At 38.4% G+C, this 17,911-nt stretch carries 15 protein-coding genes; 4 read left to right on the top strand and 11 right to left on the bottom strand.

Annotated features, from left to right (window positions below; genetic code table 11):
* Positions 1–12: 12 nt before the first annotated feature.
* The 7 genes from CCK98_RS07570 to hemE form a co-directional block, all read right to left on the bottom strand.
* Positions 13–1,575, bottom strand: a complete 1,563-nt coding sequence (locus CCK98_RS07570) for a fatty acid--CoA ligase family protein (protein WP_088086016.1) — start codon at positions 1,573–1,575, stop codon at positions 13–15.
* Positions 1,576–1,726: 151 nt separating this feature from the next.
* On the bottom strand, positions 1,727–2,716 hold the full coding sequence (locus CCK98_RS07565) for a lipoate--protein ligase (protein WP_088086015.1): 990 nt from the start codon (positions 2,714–2,716) through the stop codon (positions 1,727–1,729).
* Between the two features lie 16 nt (positions 2,717–2,732).
* On the bottom strand, positions 2,733–3,467 hold the full coding sequence (locus tag CCK98_RS07560) for an MBL fold metallo-hydrolase (RefSeq protein WP_088086014.1): 735 nt from the start codon (positions 3,465–3,467) through the stop codon (positions 2,733–2,735).
* A gap of 112 nt (positions 3,468–3,579) precedes the next feature.
* Complete coding sequence (locus tag CCK98_RS07555; protein WP_256942536.1) at positions 3,580–5,934, bottom strand: YhgE/Pip domain-containing protein; 2,355 nt, start codon at positions 5,932–5,934, stop codon at positions 3,580–3,582.
* 212 nt (positions 5,935–6,146) lie between these two features.
* A complete protein-coding gene (hemY, locus tag CCK98_RS07550; protein ID WP_088086012.1) occupies positions 6,147–7,589 on the bottom strand; it encodes a protoporphyrinogen oxidase in 1,443 nt (480 codons plus the stop codon).
* Between the two features lie 30 nt (positions 7,590–7,619).
* Entirely contained in the window at positions 7,620–8,552 is a 933-nt protein-coding gene (gene hemH, locus CCK98_RS07545) for a ferrochelatase (protein ID WP_088086011.1), read from the bottom strand.
* 172 nt (positions 8,553–8,724) lie between these two features.
* Positions 8,725–9,771: a uroporphyrinogen decarboxylase gene (gene hemE / locus CCK98_RS07540; protein ID WP_088086010.1), complete on the bottom strand. Its 1,047-nt coding sequence runs from the start codon at positions 9,769–9,771 to the stop codon at positions 8,725–8,727.
* Positions 9,772–10,073: 302 nt separating this feature from the next.
* On the opposite strand from hemE, the gene CCK98_RS07535 reads away from it, so the two are divergent.
* Positions 10,074–11,471: a hypothetical protein gene (locus tag CCK98_RS07535; RefSeq protein ID WP_088086009.1), complete on the top strand. Its 1,398-nt coding sequence runs from the start codon at positions 10,074–10,076 to the stop codon at positions 11,469–11,471.
* A gap of 39 nt (positions 11,472–11,510) precedes the next feature.
* On the opposite strand, the gene CCK98_RS07530 is transcribed toward CCK98_RS07535, so the two are convergent.
* Positions 11,511–11,933 (bottom strand): phosphatase PAP2 family protein, encoded by a 423-nt coding sequence (locus tag CCK98_RS07530; protein WP_179195735.1) that lies wholly within the window; start codon positions 11,931–11,933, stop codon positions 11,511–11,513.
* Positions 11,934–12,215: 282 nt separating this feature from the next.
* On the opposite strand from CCK98_RS07530, the gene CCK98_RS07525 reads away from it, so the two are divergent.
* Complete coding sequence (locus tag CCK98_RS07525) at positions 12,216–13,394, top strand: M20 family metallopeptidase (RefSeq protein ID WP_088086007.1); 1,179 nt, start codon at positions 12,216–12,218, stop codon at positions 13,392–13,394.
* A gap of 16 nt (positions 13,395–13,410) precedes the next feature.
* On the opposite strand, the gene CCK98_RS07520 is transcribed toward CCK98_RS07525, so the two are convergent.
* The 3 genes from CCK98_RS07520 to CCK98_RS07510 form a co-directional block, all read right to left on the bottom strand.
* The gene (locus tag CCK98_RS07520) at positions 13,411–14,136 is read right to left on the bottom strand and encodes an EcsC family protein (protein WP_088086006.1); all 726 of its coding nucleotides are present in this window, start codon (positions 14,134–14,136) and stop codon (positions 13,411–13,413) included.
* A gap of 98 nt (positions 14,137–14,234) precedes the next feature.
* Positions 14,235–15,446: an ABC transporter permease gene (locus CCK98_RS07515; protein WP_088086005.1), complete on the bottom strand. Its 1,212-nt coding sequence runs from the start codon at positions 15,444–15,446 to the stop codon at positions 14,235–14,237.
* On the bottom strand, positions 15,439–16,179 hold the full coding sequence (locus CCK98_RS07510) for an ABC transporter ATP-binding protein (protein ID WP_088086004.1): 741 nt from the start codon (positions 16,177–16,179) through the stop codon (positions 15,439–15,441). Before CCK98_RS07510 ends, CCK98_RS07515 begins: the two co-directional genes overlap by 8 nt.
* Positions 16,180–16,775: 596 nt before the next feature.
* Between CCK98_RS07510 and CCK98_RS07505 the strand changes: the two genes are divergently transcribed.
* Together CCK98_RS07505 and CCK98_RS07500 are read left to right on the top strand one after the other, a co-directional pair.
* Positions 16,776–17,195, top strand: coding sequence for an HIT family protein (locus CCK98_RS07505; RefSeq protein WP_088086003.1), 420 nt, complete (start codon positions 16,776–16,778; stop codon positions 17,193–17,195).
* A gap of 145 nt (positions 17,196–17,340) precedes the next feature.
* A complete protein-coding gene (locus CCK98_RS07500; RefSeq protein ID WP_088086002.1) occupies positions 17,341–17,868 on the top strand; it encodes a tryptophan transporter in 528 nt (175 codons plus the stop codon).
* The last annotated feature ends 43 nt before the right edge of the window (positions 17,869–17,911 follow it).

Below are 17,911 nucleotides of genomic sequence, written 5' to 3'. Positions count from 1 at the left end.
ACTATTTAAGAATTAGTTACTGACAGTTTTGGCTACTTGTGCCTTTAGTGCCCTCCTTAATATTTTCCCAGTTGTATTTTTTGGAAGTTCTTCGATAAATTCAATCGAAGATGGAAGTTTATATTTAGCCAAGTGTTCCCTGCAATAATCTAGTAATTGTTCTGCCGTTAGCCCTGGATTCTTACTTACAACATAGGCTTTAACAGCCTCACCAAGATTTGGGTCTGGAACGCCGAGGACAGCCACTTCTAGGACATCCGAATGGTTATAAATAACCTCCTCCACTTCTCGCGGGTAGACATTATAGCCTCCAACAAGGATTAGATCCTTTTTTCGGTCGACAATATAAAAATACCCATCTTCATCCATTCTGGCGAGGTCACCGGTATGAAGCCACCCATTCCGAATGGCCGCCGCCGTCTCATCTGGCATTTTATAATACCCCTTCATTACATTGGGACCACGAACAATAAGTTCACCCACCTCACCAACGGGTACTTCCTCACCAAGCTCATTAAGAATTTTATTTTCGACACGCAGGATAGATGTTCCAATTGAACCGGGCTTGCGCGGGCGGTCTAGCGGATTAAAGCAAGTAACAGGTGAAGCCTCCGATAAACCATAACCTTCAGATACTACAACATTAAACTTTTGTTCGAAATTCTTTAAGAGGGCAAGAGGCAATGAAGCTCCTCCTGAAATACATAAGCGTAAGGATTTTAGGTCATCAGGATTGCCATCAGGAAATTGGAAGAGGAAATTATACATGGTCGGGACACCAGCAAAAACAGTCGCCTGATTATCTTTGATAAGCTCAAAAATTTCCTTTGGACTAAATTTGGGTGCAATTAATAGTGTCGCCCCACTTAATAAAGGTGCATTTAAAGCAACTGTCAAGCAGAAAACATGGAACATCGGCAGAACCGTTACTATTCTATCATCGGGATTCATTTTCAAGTATTCGCTGACATCTTTAGCGTTACTATACAAATTCTTATGAGTTAACATAGCACCTTTTGGTTTGCCAGTTGTACCCGAGGTATAAAGAATAATGGCTGTATCATCGTCTCCGAGATTTGGTCCCTTAAAGTTTAATTCTCCAGAAGCCACGATCGCTGTAAACGATTTCATTTTTGCAGAGCCTGAGAGGTTATCAATTTTCGATTCTATTCTGCTATTTGGGGTCGTTTCACAAAAAATATAATGCTTAATTTTAGGTAGGAAAGTATGCACTTTTTCGACTAACGGAATCGCATAGTCATGAGCGATCACTACTTTGACATCGCCATTATTTAATATGTAGCTAATCTCATCTGCAGTATAAATAGGATTCACGGGAATAACAGTTACCCCTAACCGTAATGCCCCATATAAGCTGATTACAAAGTGAGGGGAGTTACCCAACAATAATGCGATATGATCCCCCTTTCCCACCCCTAATTTTTCGAGACCCGATGCAAATTTCGTAATTGCCCCATCCAATTCATCATAAGTACATATTTGGTCCATAAAATGATAGGCCGGTTTAGTGGAAAAGTTCTTCGCAGATTCTTCAAACTGTGATAAAAGATTCATATTTCTCCCCCTAAGTTGAATGAATACTCATTCATAAAATTGTTGCAATTTTCTAAATTTATTATATTAAAAGAAAGTAATCTATTCAAGTATAATACTAAAAATTCACACAAAAAGGAAAACACAGCGCAATAAACGCTGTGCCCTGATCTTAGTATAGTAAGTTTAAAAACTCATCTTTCGTAACACTTCCAAAGTAATGGGTTGTATCAATATCTGCAAGCGCCTTGTCAATTTCATTTTTTCCGTAGCGAGTGCCTGTTAACTTCTCCTCAATTTCACTTACCTCACCAACACCAAAAAAGTCACCGTAGATTTTACAATTTTCAATGACACCTTTATTAACTTCAAGGCGGACATCAATGGAGCCTACTGGGAAGCGGTGAGAGTGCTGTAGATTGAACTTAGGTGATTTCCCATAGTTCCATTCCCAGTTTTGATAGCGTTCTTTTGATAGCTGGTAAATCTTTTCCCAATCCTCGTCCGTCAAAACATATTCTGGTATTTCATCTTGCCCTTCAAAAATATTCTTTAACAATAAAGACCGGAATTCATCAATTTCCACCTTTTCAGTAAGAAACTCAGAAATATTGGCAACCCGGCTGCGGACTGATTTAATTCCTTTTGATTCGATTTTATCTTTTTTTACTTTTAAAGCTGATACTACATTTTCGATTTCTGAATTAAGCATCAATGTACCATGGCTAAACATTCTGCCCTTTGTTGAAAATTGGGCATTACCAGAGATTTTTCGACCTCCAATCTCTAAGTCATTTCTGCCGCTTAATTCCGCATTTACTCCTAATTTTTTCAATGCTGCCACGACCGGTTCTGTGAATTTACGGAAGTTGTGAAAACTTTCCCCGTCATCCTTGGTAATAAAACTAAAGTTTAAATTTCCAAGATCATGATAAACCGCTCCACCGCCTGAAAGCCTGCGGACCACTTTAATTCCATTTCCTTCCACATACTCCGTATTAATTTCTTCAATAGTATTTTGATTCTTTCCAATTATGATAGAAGGTTCATTTATGTAAAATAATAAATATGTTTCATTAATATCAAGATTCTTCAGTGCGTACTCTTCGATTGCCAAATTTATCTGCGGATCGGTGATCCCTTTATTATCGATGAAAAACATAGTTTACTTCCCCTTCTTATAGTGAAATAGATTGAAATTCTTCTGCAAGTATGATTATACCAGTAAATTCACTGGCAGCCTCGGTGATTAACTCAGTTATTGAGCCATAATGCGGCAAATGGGTAAGAATTAATTGCTTAACATCAGCTTTTTGAGCAAATTTTCCAGCGTCGATACTATTCATATGTCCTGCCGACTTACCGTTTTGATGTCCGTAAAAGTTGCACTCACACAATAATACATCCGCATTCCGACTAAACTCGATAAATTCTTCCTTAAAGGAGCTGTCAGCAGTGTAGACGATTGCTTTTCCATTTGCCTCTATTCTCATTGCATAACAAGGGACTGGATGGTCTGTTTTTAGAAATGAAACCTGAAATGGACCAACTGTGAGAATCTCACTAGGATTATAGGCTACTCCTTTTGTAATCTCTTTATAGGTTAATTTGCTAAATTCATATGGATCCATATCATGACCATATAGAGTTAGTGTTGGGGTCTTCTTTCCTAAAAACCCTTGGATTAATCTCGCATGCTGCAAAACACCAATATCTGCAATGTGATCGGGGTGATAATGCGAAAGTAAAACAGCATCCAGTTCTTCGGGCTGGATAATATTTTGGAGCTTAGAAAGTACCCCGCTTCCACAATCGATTAATAGACGAAATCCCTCATGTTCAAGTAAATAACCCGAACTAGCCGCATTCAGTTTCGGATATCCACCCCAAAAACCAATAACCGTAAGTTTCAAATTAAACTCCTCCAATTCAATGTTTATATTTCTAATATACTCAAAAAATGATTTCTTTTCAGTATAGTACAAAAAACCAGCCGCATTTTTTTCACGGCTGGTTTTTTATTAATTATTCATTCATTTGATGTTTATATTTGTGATTCAATCTTATTGTAAAGTAAGCAATGGTTCCTACAGAGAAAATAAGCATAAAGCCTATTAGAATCATGAAATTTTGCCACATGAAACTGTAATCGCCACTTGAAATAACAGCCTTAAAGCCTTGAACCGAATAGCTCATCGGCAGATAGGCATTGAAATGCTGTAAGAAGTTCGGGATTAACTCAAGCGGGAATGTTCCGGCGCTGGTAGTTAATTGTAAAATCAAGACAATAATCGCAATAAAGCGGCCAGCATCGGCAAATACCGAGACAAGGAGCTGAATTAACGCGATAAACGTTAAGCTTGTTATTATTGAAAAAAGAATAAATTTTGGTACGCTTTGTACATCTAGACCTAATCCTCCAAGGAGAATCACATCTGCCAATAAAGCTTGGAAAATTCCAATCCCAGCCATGATTGAAAACTTACTAGAAAACCAGTTAAATCCATTGGCCGGAGCAATCGCTGTATCACGAAGTGGAAAGACAATTGAGAGAAGAAGTGCACCTACAAACAAGCCTAGCGATAGGAAATATGGTGTAAATCCCGTTCCATAGTTTGGCACATGATTAATTTTCTCACTATCGAGCCTTACCGGATCTGCCATCATATTATAAGTCTTTTCATTTGAGTGAACCTTTGCAACTTCCTTTCCACCTTCTGATAGTTTATCTGCTAATTCCTTGGCCCCATTAGAAAGTTTCGATGTACCGTCTTTTAACTGCCCGGAACCATCTGCCAATTGTCCCGTTCCAGCTGTTAGGGCAGACGCACCCGCTGTTAATTGATTCATACCATTTGTAAGATCCGCGGCCCCTTTTTTCAGATTTCCCGACCCTGATGCTAATTGTCCGGTTCCTGTGGTAATTTTATCAGCACCATCTGCCAACTGACTCATTCCTTCAGAAAGATTGTTGGTGCCATCTGTTAATTTTGATGAACCTGCATATAAATCATGGATCCCTTTTTGCAATTCCTGCTGACCGCCATTAACTTTGCCAATGCCGGCAATTAATTGATCAAAATAAGGGGTTGTTTGAGCTTTAATTTTATCCTCTAAGCCCTTCGATGAACCTGCTAATTTTCCATCCACCCCTGTTTTGAATTGGTTAAAACCAGCCTCCATTTTAGGGTTAAGTTCTGATAAAATTTGCTGCTCTAGCTGTTCTTTCGTTGGTGCATTTTTTTTCTCATTAGCCATTATTCCTTGAACCAGTGCTGGATCCACTTTGTTCTCAATTAAGGTTTGGGCTAGTTTCTGCATTTTCTCTGTTTGTTGCGTTATTGTTTGATCCGCAATTTGGGATGCTAATGTGTTAGTTAACTGTGATTGAAATTGATCAATACCCGAATTAAGTTCTCCAACACTTCCAGTCAATTCTTTTTCAATTCCTGCAGCAATCCCTGCGGGAAGGTCACGTTTTAATTGTTCTGCACCTGCAGATACCTCCTTCGTTCCATCAATAAGCAACGGAAGATTGGCATCAGCTTTGGCTAGACCTTTTTTCAACTCAGTCGATCCTCTGGCTACTTGTTTAGAGCCGGAAGTTGCTGCCTTCACACCATTGTCGAATTCAATCGACTTTTTGGCTAAAGTAGAAAGTCCGTTATACAAATCCTTCGATCCAACTGCAAGCTTATTAGATCCGGCATCAGCAGCTTTCATTCCATCGTTAAATTCACTTGTTTTTTCAGCAAGGGTTGCTAGCCCATCATTTAAATCCATTGAGCCCTTTTCAAGGTCAACAGAACCATCACTTAACTGGACTGCACCATCGCTCGCCTTTACAACACCATCGGCAAGCTCACTGATTTTATCAAACATGGTTTCAGCATAAGTTTCAGTTACCTTTTCAGCAACAGCTGTTTTGATTTTTTCTGCAGCCGTGGCGCCGATTTGCGCAGATAAGAAGTTATAACTTTCATTAGGTGTATAAACCAATTCCAGCTTTTCCGGTTGCTCATCCAATAAAGTTGTCGCATTTTTTGAAAAATCCTTGGGGATTTCGATGACCATATAATATTTCTGTTCTTTTAAGTTATCGTAGCCCTCTTTTTTACCCACAAACTCAAACCCAAATTGTTTATTTTTCTTTAGCTTAGATACTAAATCATCACCAAGCTTCAAATGGGTCCCATCGAGCGTTGCACCCGCATCTTCGTTGACAACGGCAACTGGAAGTTCATCAAGTTTTGCGTATGGATCCCAGAATGCCCATAAAAACATTCCTGCATATAATACGGGGACAAACATGACAGCAATAATTGGGATTAACACTTTTTTATTTCTTACAATAGCAAGGAGCTCTTCCTTAAATAGCATGTTTTTCACTTATGACCCTCCTTTTAAATTTATGACTATTTTGTTCATTTAGTCATTTTTGTTTAAAAAATTAGGACTATCCCATAGACAACCCTAAAATTGACTATTAACCTACCTAATAAATTATGACCACTTGAACAATTCGGTCATTTAATACTTTTAGAGTATACAATGATTCCTGCCTGATTGCAAGCAGAAAAAAGGAGCTGTTATCAATGAACAGCTCCTTTTGAAAAATCTTTTCTTGTTAAAAACTCCAGGACGTCTTTGACAGCTGCCTCTCCTTGATCAATACAATCCGGAAGTCCAACACCACCATAAGAAGAACCTGCTAAAAATACACCAGGTAGATCCGTTTTCATATGCTTTAAAATGTCAGCTAAACGTTGTTTATGTCCCACTGTATATTGGGGCATTGAATTTTTCCAACGTGAAATGATTGCAAAATCCGGATTCATTGTGATGTCCATCGTTTTCTTCAAGTCATCTAGTACAATCTTAATAATTCTGTCATCAGAGAGGTCAACGATGGTTTCATCTCCAGACCTCCCAACATAGCAGCGGAGTAATACTTTCCCTTTCGGAGTTGAATGATCCCACTTTTTATGTGTCCAAGTACATGCAGTGATCGAATAATCACTATTTCTAGAAACAACAAAACCTGTTCCATCGATGTCATTTTTCACTGCCTCTTCCGGAAATGCTAAAGCTACTGTTGCTACTGAGGTAGAAGGGACTAATTTCAAAGGATCAAAAAAACTATACTCTGCAAACATCGCCTGTGTTATTTTATGAGGAGTCGCTGCAATGACGCTATCTGCCACCATTGTTTCCCCATTATTGAGATAAACTTCATACTTATTCTCAACTTTGGTGATTTTGTCTACACGATGTCCTTTTAAAATAGATATTGGATCCAATTTTGCTTCAATGGCTTCTGCAAAGGATTGAAGCCCCGTTTTAAATGTTAAGAAAGCGCCTTTAGCTTTTTCCTTACTTACAGGTTTGCTGGGTTGGGCAGGGGTAGATTTTTTCATGCCAATGATCAGGCTTCTATATTTCTGTTCTACCTCATAGAATTGCGGGAAAGTAGACATGAGGCTTAATTGATCTATATCACCGGCATAAATCCCAGATAATAATGGTTCAATTAAATTTTCGACAACCTCATCGCCTAGTCTTCTTCTGAAGAATTCGCCTAATGATTGGTCTCTTCCGCTTTCGGACCGAGGTAAAAGGAAATCTGCCGCAGCTCTTAGTTTACCAGGAATAGAAAAAAGACCTGTTGTGAGAAAAGGTCCTACTTCCGTTGGAATTCCCATGATCGAACCACCGGGCATTGAGTGAAGTTTCTCGTTAACTAAAACGAATGATTTTCCCGTGGAATTATGGACTAATTGATCATCCATCCCTACTTCCGCAGCTAACCTGGAAATACTTGTCTTTCGTGCTAAAAATGAATCCGGGCCTCTCTCAATCGTATAACCATCCCTGACAACGGTTTGCATTTTGCCACCGAGACGGTGTGATGCTTCGATGAGTTTAATTTCATACGGGAGATTATGTTCTTGAATTGCTTTTTGAAGATAAAAAGCTGATGTGAGCCCAGCAATTCCTCCCCCAATGATAATAATCTTTTGTTTTTCTTCTGCCACGGTACTCACCTTCTTCCACTAATCTGAATCTTATTCAGCTGTCATTTTAAGAACAACTGTCGACAATGCATCAATAAATTCTTCCTTTGCATTCGGCATTTCCGGTCGATAATAGCTTACACCTAATTCTTCCGTCACTTTTCTACATTCATAATCATTATCATAAAGCACTTCAAGGTGTTCAGATACAAACCCTACAGGTGCATAAACAAATGCCTTATAATGATGCTCTTTATATAAATCCCTTGTTAAATCCTGAACATCTGGACCCAGCCAAGGCTCAGGAGTTTGCCCAGCACTTTGCCACCCAACAACGTATTTTTTTACCCCAGCCTGTTCAGCAATTAAGTCAGCTGTTTCTTTCAGTTGACTCGGATATGGATCCCCAAACTGCAAAATTTTCTCTGGCAGACTATGCGCTGAAACGATGAGAACTGCATCAGCCTTTTCTTCTTCAGGCATTTGGTCAAAGATTTTTTTAATCTTTCCTGCCCAATAATCGATAAACTGTGGTTCCTGATACCAGCTTTCAATTGTTCTTATCTTTAGCCCGCCTAATTTTTCTGCTTCTTCTTGGGCTCTTCCATTATAGGATTTTATGCTAAAGGTTGAAAAATGCGGAGCAAGAACTATACTTACAGCCTCTTCGATCCCATCAGCATGCATTTGATGAACAGCATCTTCAATAAACGGCTGGATATGTTTTAGACCAAGATACATTTTGAATTCTATATTTTGTTGGATTTTATTTAGATGTTCTTCGAGTTTTTCTGCTTGCTCGAGTGTGATCTTTGCCAAAGGGGAGATCCCGCCAATCGCTTCATACCGACTGCGAAGCTCTTCAATCATTTCTGGAGTTGGCTTCCGGCCGTGGCGAATATGTGTATAGTACCTCTCTAAATCATCTAAGTTATATGGGGTACCATATGCCATTACCAGCAGACCCATTTTCTTTTTTGTCATGTCCGCACCTCATTTTAAAGTCTCTTCGCTTTTCCGTATTCAATGTTGGACGACTGATTAGGTTGGGGGCCAATAAAAGCTGGAGTGCTCTTAATGACCCAATATCAAGCAGCCCATATTATTGTGCCAAAAAATTGGACTGCTTACCAATTTAAAGACTTAAGATGGAAACTTAACGACTGAGTTTTGATGCTGAATACTCATGGACAAATGAAGTTAATTTTTTCAACGTTTCTGGGTTAACTGAAGGGAATACACCGTGACCCAAATTAAAGATGTAACCATCTTGTGCCATTCCTTGGTCTAATATTGCTTTCGCTCTTTCTTCGATTACTTCCCATGGAGCTAACAAAATAGCCGGGTCAAGATTGCCTTGAACGGTTTTATGAATGCCCATTTCCCTTGCCTCGTGAATTGGCAAGCGCCAATCTAAACCTACAACATCAAGTGGCAGGTCATTCCATTCTAATGCAAGATGGCTAGCACCAACGCCGAACATAATTAACGGAACATTTTCCTCTTTTAATGAAGTAAAGATACGATTCATGACAGGCTTAATGAAATAACGATAATCCTCTACATTGAGTGCTCCCACCCATGAATCAAAAATCTGGATGGCCCTTGCACCAGCTTTAATTTGGGACTTTACATATGTAATGATCATGTCCGCAAGTTTTTCCATAAGTGCAAACCATGCCTTTGGCTCGGTGTACATAAACGCTTTGGTCTTATTATAGTTTTTAGAAGGGCCGCCTTCGATCATATAACTTGCCAAAGTAAATGGTGCACCAGAAAAACCGATTAATGGCACGGATAATTGCTCTTGGGTTAATAATTTAATTGTGTCCAATACATAAGGAACATCTTCTTCTGGATTAATTTCGCCTAGTTTTTCAACATCTGCTAAAGAACGGATCGGATTGTCAATAACTGGTCCAATCCCACCTTTTATTTCTACCTCCATACCAATCGCTGGCAGGGGTGTCATTATATCTTTATATAAAATGGCCGCATCGACGTTATATTGTTCAACAGGCAAGCGCGTTACATACGCACAAAGCTCAGGCTGGTGAGTGATTTCAAATAAGGAATACTTTTCTTTAATCTCTCTGTACTCTGGTTGTGAACGACCAGCTTGGCGCATATACCATACAGGTACATGGTCAGTTTTCTCACCTCTGGCTGCTTTTAAAAATGTTTCATTAATCGGTCTTGTCATTAGGGTAGTCCACCTTTCAAAAACATGTCTGTTGTCCATTTTAATATATATAGCATGAATTTAAAACTTACTGATTCTTTCTAAACTGTATTTACTATATCTATTAATCCTATTTGTGTATAGATAACGCTATTAACTGTCAAAAAAAAGTCGTTTTTATGGTTTAAAATTCGTTAAATCTGCAGGCTTACTTCCCAATATTTTTTTCACTTTCAGCTCTCACCACTTGATGCAATTTTCATATTCTGTATTACATCCAACAGGGCTATAGCCCCCCTGGGTGAAAGAAAGGAGGAAATTGTATGATTGTCGAGCTTACTGCTCTTCATTGGATATATGTGACCTTTATTGTTCTTATTATTGGGTTTATGGTAATGAGAAGGGACACATCCATTGTTTGTATCGTAGGTATTTTCCTAATTGCTATCACAGCAACCGGTTCGTTAAGTCATTCGATAAGTAGTATTTTCAACAGTTTCAGTTATGCCATTACAGAATTATTATCTACTATTCTTGTTATTTCAATAATTGTAGCGATGAGCAATACATTAACGGTAACCGGAATTAATGATGTCATGATTTCACCTTTTCGAAAACTTATTCGTAACCCAACTCTCGCCTATTGGACAATAGGAATTCTAATGATGATTATTTCCTGGTTCTTCTGGCCTTCCCCTGCTGTTGCACTTTTAGGTGCCGTCCTTCTTCCAGTTGCAATTCGAGCAGGACTTCCTGCCCTTGGTGTTGCCATGGCAATGAACTTGTTTGGTCATGGAATAGCTTTATCGGGTGACTTTGTGATTCAGGCTGCCCCTAAGCTTACCTCTGATGCAGCAGGTATTCCAATTCAAGATGTCATTAATGCCAGCATTCCATTAGTATTTATTATGGGTCTTGTTACAACCGTTACGGCATTCTACTTCTTACGAAGGGATATGAAGCGTGGTGTTCTAACCACTACAACTTCTGTCAACTCGGATTCGCCTTCGAGCAGCACTGACCATCCTGCGCTTTTATCACTTGCTCAAAAACGCTTCTTTGCTATATTAGTACCATTATTATTTGCTGCAGATGTTGCCGCCATGTCAATCCTTGATTTAGCAGGTGGTGATGCCACAGCATTAATTGGTGGTACCTCCATTCTTATTCTTCTGTTAATCACTTTAACGAGCCATAAAAATAAAGGCTTAGAAAAAACAACCCAATATTTAATAGAAGGATTCCAATTTGGTTTTAAAGTTTTTGGTCCTGTTATTCCAATTGCCGCGTTCTTCTATTTGGGTGACGCCGGATTTGGGAAAATCATTGGTGACTTTTTACCGAAGGCTTCCCAAGGGATTGTCAATGATTTAGGCGTTGCTCTCGCGAATATCGTTCCGTTAAGCAAAGAAGTTGGGGCGATTACCCTAACTACTGTAGGTGCCATCACTGGTCTGGATGGTTCAGGCTTTTCAGGCATATCGCTTGCTGGATCCGTTGCCAGCCTATTTGCTGTGGCTATAGGTAAAGGTGCTGCCACATTGACTGCACTCGGGCAAATCGCTGCTATATGGGTAGGCGGCGGAACACTTGTACCATGGGCGTTAATCCCGGCTGCCGCTATCTGTAATGTTGATCCATTTGAACTAGCCAGAAGAAACCTCCTACCAGTTGTGATCGGTCTCGTCGTGACAACGATTGCAGCAATGTTTCTCATTTAATCCAAGTAAAGAGGCTGATCCAGTGATCAGCCTCTTTACTTATTTTATACGTTTTTTTAAATAGGTATATATTTGAATCCAAATCACTACCCAAAGATAACCTAAGGCATAGCCTCCAAGGACATCGGAAGGATAGTGAACATGTAAAATAATTCGGCTAGCACCTATTAATAATAGTAAGATGGTTGTAATTGCAGCAATGGTTATTTTTCCTGCCTTTGATTTTGTTCCCTCAATTAAAAGATACGCAATCATAAAATAAACAATCATCCCTACCATGGCATGACCGCTCGGAAAACTGTAGCTTTTCACATTGACAAGATGTTCAAGGTCTGGCCTAGGTCGCTCAAAAAGATCTTTTAAAAGCTTACTAATTTCATTACCTAATGCTATTGATAAAGCCAGAACGGCAGCACCAACATAGTTCCTTTTTTTTAGTAGTAACCAGGCTAACGCTAGCAAGGCCACAACCCCAATCCCTTTTTTATCTCCCATTTCTGTTAGTTGAATAAAAAATGGAATGATTGTCTCAGGTACATGTTACAGCAATAAACATAAAAATAAAAGAAGGATTCCACTTGTTTTGATTTTTCCCCATTCCCCAAACCCTTTCCTGCATCTATCTAGTAGAAATTCTAATAAAAGTATAATGAATAGGAATATAAAAATCTACTTTATAGGATAAAAGTGATAAAATAGTTTGAAAATACATTCTTTATTTCTGAAAAGTTAGGGGGAATCGATTTGTTAAACAAGCTGTTTGCTGCCTTAGAAGGGTCATATGAAGAAATGGTTGCCTTACGCCGTTATATGCACCAGCATCCAGAGTTATCTTTTAAGGAATATAATACAGCAAAATTCATTCAATCCTTTTATGAGAAGCTCCAAATTGAAGTAAGAGTTAACGTGGGTGGTAATGGTGTAGTTGCTAAGGTTTATGGAAAGAAGCCTGGTAAAACGGTTGCATTACGCGCTGATTTTGATGCATTACCCATTCAGGATGAAAAGGACGTTCCATACAGATCCTTAGTTCCAGGAGTGATGCATGCTTGTGGACATGATGGTCATACAGCTACTCTCCTCGTCCTTGCAAAAACAATCAACGATTTAAAAGAGGAATTGGAAGGCACATATGTTTTTATCCATCAACACGCTGAGGAGTATGCTCCTGGTGGTGCGATTTCAATGATTGAAGATGGATGTTTAGATGGTGTTGATGTGATTTTTGGTACTCATTTATGGGCAAGTGAACCGACGGGAACCATCCAATATCGAACCGGACCAATCATGGCGGCGGCTGACCGCTTTGAAATTGACATCCAGGGTAAAGGCGGTCATGGTGCCCAGCCACATAAAACGGTAGATGCCATCGTAATTGCTTCTCAGCTTGTTTTAAATCTACAGCAAATTGTCAGTCGCAGGATTAATCCGATTGATTCCGCTGTTGTCACCATTGGCTCTTTCACGGCACAGAATGCCTTCAACGTAATAGCTGACAAAGCGCATCTCATTGGCACTGTGCGGACCTTTAATGATAGCGTCCGTCAATTTATCGAGGATGAAATGGAAAGAATTATTGCTGGTACATGCTCTATGTCAGGCAGTTCGTATGAATTTAGGTTTGATCGGGGCTACCCTGCGGTGGTCAATCATGAGAAAGAAACCGCTTATTTGACTTCCTGTGCACAGAAGGTCGCAGAAGTAACCACTATCGAAGAAAGCGAGCCGCAAATGGGCGGTGAAGATTTCGCCTATTATTTGCAAAACGTGCCAGGTACATTCTTCTTCACTGGAGCAAAGCCGGTAGGCAGCGAAACTGGATACCCTCATCATCACCCCAAATTTGATATTGATGAAAAGGCAATGTTAATTGCAGCGAAAACATTGGGTGTGGCCGCAATAAGTATTCATGGTAATGATTAAGGAAAATCCCCTGCACTCAAATTGAGTCAGGGGATTTTTGCAGTAGTCTTAATCGATAGGCATTCATAGCTGTTTCTCCTAAATGCTTAAGGAGATTGTGATTGGCATAAGCACCGACAAAAGCTCCAATGCCCGGGACTAGTTGGAGCATTTTAGCTAAGTCGATATAATCCCGATACTCCTGCTGAAACTTGCGCCAATCCATTTCCACAAGAACCCGCTTTCGATTCTCCCAGTTTTCAATTTCATCTAGTGTACTCTTACGGATGTCCTCACTTGAAAATGCAAGCTGAAAAACATGAAGAATAAAAAGTCTTTCTGCATATTCCTTTGTACTAAACCCATAGATGGATGCTGCTTCAAATAGAAATTTCATCTTAATGGAAAGCAGTAACGGAAAGTCAGCTAGTCCAAGCAAAATACCACCAGCCCCAGTCCCCGCACCTTCAATCATCGCTGTCTTTTGAAAAGAAGCAATTTTTTTAACTGCTAACTCATCTCTTTCTGCAAGCGTTAAGCCACGTGCCTGATCTTTACTGGTTGTCACCTGCGAGCCGAATAACGTTGCTTTTACCATTGCTTTGATACTTTCTGTCATTACCTCATGAACCTTTTCAGGAATTAATTCATTTATTTTCCCTTGAGCTTTTTTCGATAATCGGTTCATCATCCCTGAACGTCTCGTTAATTTTCGTTTCCACTCTTCGACTTCCTCAAAAACCTTTAATTCATACTCGTTCATTGGCAACCCCTCCACAATAATAATATGCATACATTCGAAGTTCTCCGCCCAATAGTTTCACAAAAATCCCCTTTTATGATTTAAAAGGGGATTTCCGATTATGATTTCAATCGTTTACTAGCGTAAAAATAAACAAAAACATAGCTAAAAACAAGTCCAGCACCTAAAGATAGCAACGATATGAACAAATCACCTTTAAACAATATAAATAATGAAAAGATGACTGCTTGGATCACTAAAATGGTCATTAATAAAGAGTAAAATGCTCCTGTTTTATATTTTTGTTCCACAGGATATAAGTCTACCCATAGTTTATTTTGATGATGATTCCAAAGTGGAAGAAGCTGAAAACCCGTTAAATATAAGAATAAAATTCCAAGTAAAATTTGACCTAACCCAAAAGAAATAAAATAAATCGCAAGTGCACCAATTACTGTTAAGCGCGTAAAGAGTCCTAGATAATCAGATGACCGTAAAAAGGCTCTCGAAAACAAATAATGATAGGTCTTATCGCGGGAAAAGGCAATTCGGTTAATGAATATATCTAACCATTTTCTTCTTTTTACCGTATCCCTTAATTTTGGCACGTCTGTAAACATATTCGCCAGCCGGTAAAAGGACGCCATCCTTTTCTCTTCTTGATTAATTAATAAATCCCATTTAAGGCCCATTTTCTTAGTTTGAACATAAAAGTAAAAGTAATAAAAAATACAAACTACAACAATTAGCAATAGGATAAAAATACTCGCATGTTTAAATAACAAATATGTAAAAGTTGCATTTATTAAATAGCGAACAAAGATATCCCATCTATGGATAGAAGATTGTACGAAAAAGTCGATTCTCCAGCTAGTCGCTAAATTCCAAGCCTTTAAGGCCAAAAGTATAACTAGAAAGGGGATAAATGAACGGAAGCCATTACTACTTATTTGGGCATACATTGGCATCAATACTGCCAACAACATAAGGAGAAGATACCCTTGAAAAACAAGACTCGTTCCTCCTGAACGAAGAAAATACCCTTTTAATTTTTCCTCAAGCGGGAGTATAAACACCTGATCGGCTTCAAGCAGGAAATTGTAAACTGGACTATAGGTTAACAAGATACCTATCAATACAGCGATAATTATTTCTGCAGGAAAACCATCTGTAAGAGTTTCAATCCACTTTTGATAATAAAATGAGGCCGTTCCAATTAAAAACAATAAAACAACGACCAGATGCCCATTGAAAATATAGCGTAAATACCTGCCTAAATCTTTAATACGACCGCTAGCTCGGTCTTTCCAAAGCTTTTTTTCATCAAACATAATTTTCTTCCTTTGTTAATTGAATATACAAATCATCTAAAGAAGCAGCTGGCATGGAAAATTGCTCCCTCAACTCCTCAAGCGTCCCTTTTGCACGTATTTTTCCTTCATGCAAAATCACAAATCGATTACAATACTTTTCCGCAGTGGCCAAAATATGAGTGGACATTAAAATACCTGCACCGTTATCTTTCACTTTTTTCATTAAATCAAGTAGGGATTGAATACCCAGTGGATCAAGACCAACAAAAGGTTCATCAACAATATATAGAGACGGCTGAATTAAAAATGCACACATAATCATTACCTTTTGTTTCATGCCTTTAGAAAAATGGGCAGGAAACCACTTTAAACGCTTTTCCATACGAAATTCTGTCAGCAATGATGTAATACGCTCTTTATAAGTAGCCTCGTCAAGACCGTACGCCATTGCCGTAAGTTTCAAATGCTCCTCAAGGGTCAATTCTTCATATAAAACCGGGGTTTCTGGAACAAACGTAAACATTTTACGATAAGCTTCTTTATTTTCTGTAAAGGTTTGTCCATTTATTTTTACTGCACCACGGTGTGGTTCCATTAATCCAATAATGTGTTTTATGGTTGTACTTTTGCCCGCCCCATTTAATCCAATAAGGCCGACAATTTCTTTTTCCTTTACTTCAAAGGAAACATCTTTTAAGACAGGGTTTCGTGTATATCCCCCGACAAGATTTTCAATCATTAATAAAGACATTTGCAACGTCCTTCCTAAGCACGATTATTTTATTATTTTAACAAATTGTCCTTGATAAAAATAGAAATTCAAATTTTTATCTTTTTTTTGTATATTTCTTTTCACATCGGACATCATAATATTCGAAGGGGAAATAACTTACTTCGATGAAGCGATTCATCAAAACTTGAGATGAGGTGTCTGTCAAAGACAATTTACATTTCAAATAAGTGAGCTTCCAATTCGTTTCAGATAAGGGGATGGTTGTTTTGTACCATGTGCACAGTAACCATTTTGAGTTCTAGTAACACCAAGTAACTGTTTATCTTAAAAAAATAAACATTAAATGAGGTGTTTACCGCAGATCGCTACCTGTTTTTATAAGTTGGGAAAACATATAAAAACACTATAGGGGATGGTCAGCTTGAACAATAATGTCTCTTTATAAAAAACACTCTATGAAAAATGAGGTGTTTATCAAAGAACACTCCTATTGAACGTACCTTTTGAAGCAATTCCCCTTCGAGAGGGCAGGATTCCACGCGGATCCTGCCTTTTTCTTTTTGGAGTTTGTATGGTAAAATAATACAAACCAATTAGAAGGGATCGTGTATGTAATGAGCGATTGTATTTTTTGTAAAATTGTTAATGGAGAAATTCCATCCGCAAAAGTTTTTGAGAATGAGCATGTATTAGCCTTTTTGGATATTACACAGGTAACTAAAGGACATACATTAGTTATTCCGAAAATACATAAGGAAAACTTATTTGAACTAACTCCAGAAATTGCCAGAAACCTTTTTGAAGTGGTCCCTGCCATTGCGAATGCCTTAAAAAAAGAATTTGAACCGATTGGATTAAATACGCTAAATAATAATGGTGAACATGCCGGTCAATCCGTATTTCATTATCATATGCATTTACTTCCGCGTTATGGAAAAGGGGACGGATTTGGAGCTGTATGGAAAAGTAATCAAAGTGAATATACTTTCCCAATGTTAGAAGAAATGGCTGCAAATATTAATAATCAAGTGTAAAACTAAGTTATTTTTAATTGTCTGAAAATTATATCTTTATTATTATTATATAATTATGTTATAATGAGAGCAGGTTTTTCGCTGCAGGCGACTAGAGCACTGCAGGAGGAACAAATAGATTAGTATAGCAGAGGAGAGAAGAGAAATGAATACGAAGAACATTGTAATTTTAGCACTATTAGCGGGGATTGGGGTGGTCTTGCATACGGTAATGCCAAGTTTTCTTGGAATTAAACCTGACATGATGCTTGCTATGATGTTTTTGGGAATAATCCTTATTCCTGAGATAAAGAGTGTCTTGCTCTTGTCCATTGTGACTGGAGTATTGTCTGCATTAACAACTGGATTTCCAGGTGGACAAATTCCTAATATCATTGATAAGCCCATCACTGCTTTGGTCTTCCTCGGTTTATTTTTATCCTTAAAAAAATACCGAAACTCTATTGTAAGTGTTGCCGTCTTAACTGCGGTTGGAACTGCTGTTTCAGGGACAATCTTTTTAACATCAGCATTCTATCTTGTAGGATTACCTATGTCTTTTACCGCACTATTTGCAGCAGGTGTTTTGCCGGCCATTGCACTCAATACCGTTACAATGGTTATTTTGTATCCAGTAGCTCAATCAATTGTTAAGCGAACTAAATTAACAACACCTTCCGTCATTCAAAAATAATGAACGGGATCCTTTTTAAGAAAAGAACCCAGAGGGGTTCTTT

Origin of the sequence: Bacillus sp. OV166 (assembly GCF_900177675.1) — a bacterium.
Lineage (GTDB): Bacteria > Bacillota > Bacilli > Bacillales > Cytobacillaceae > Neobacillus.
This window is presented reverse-complemented; position numbering and strand designations above follow the sequence as displayed.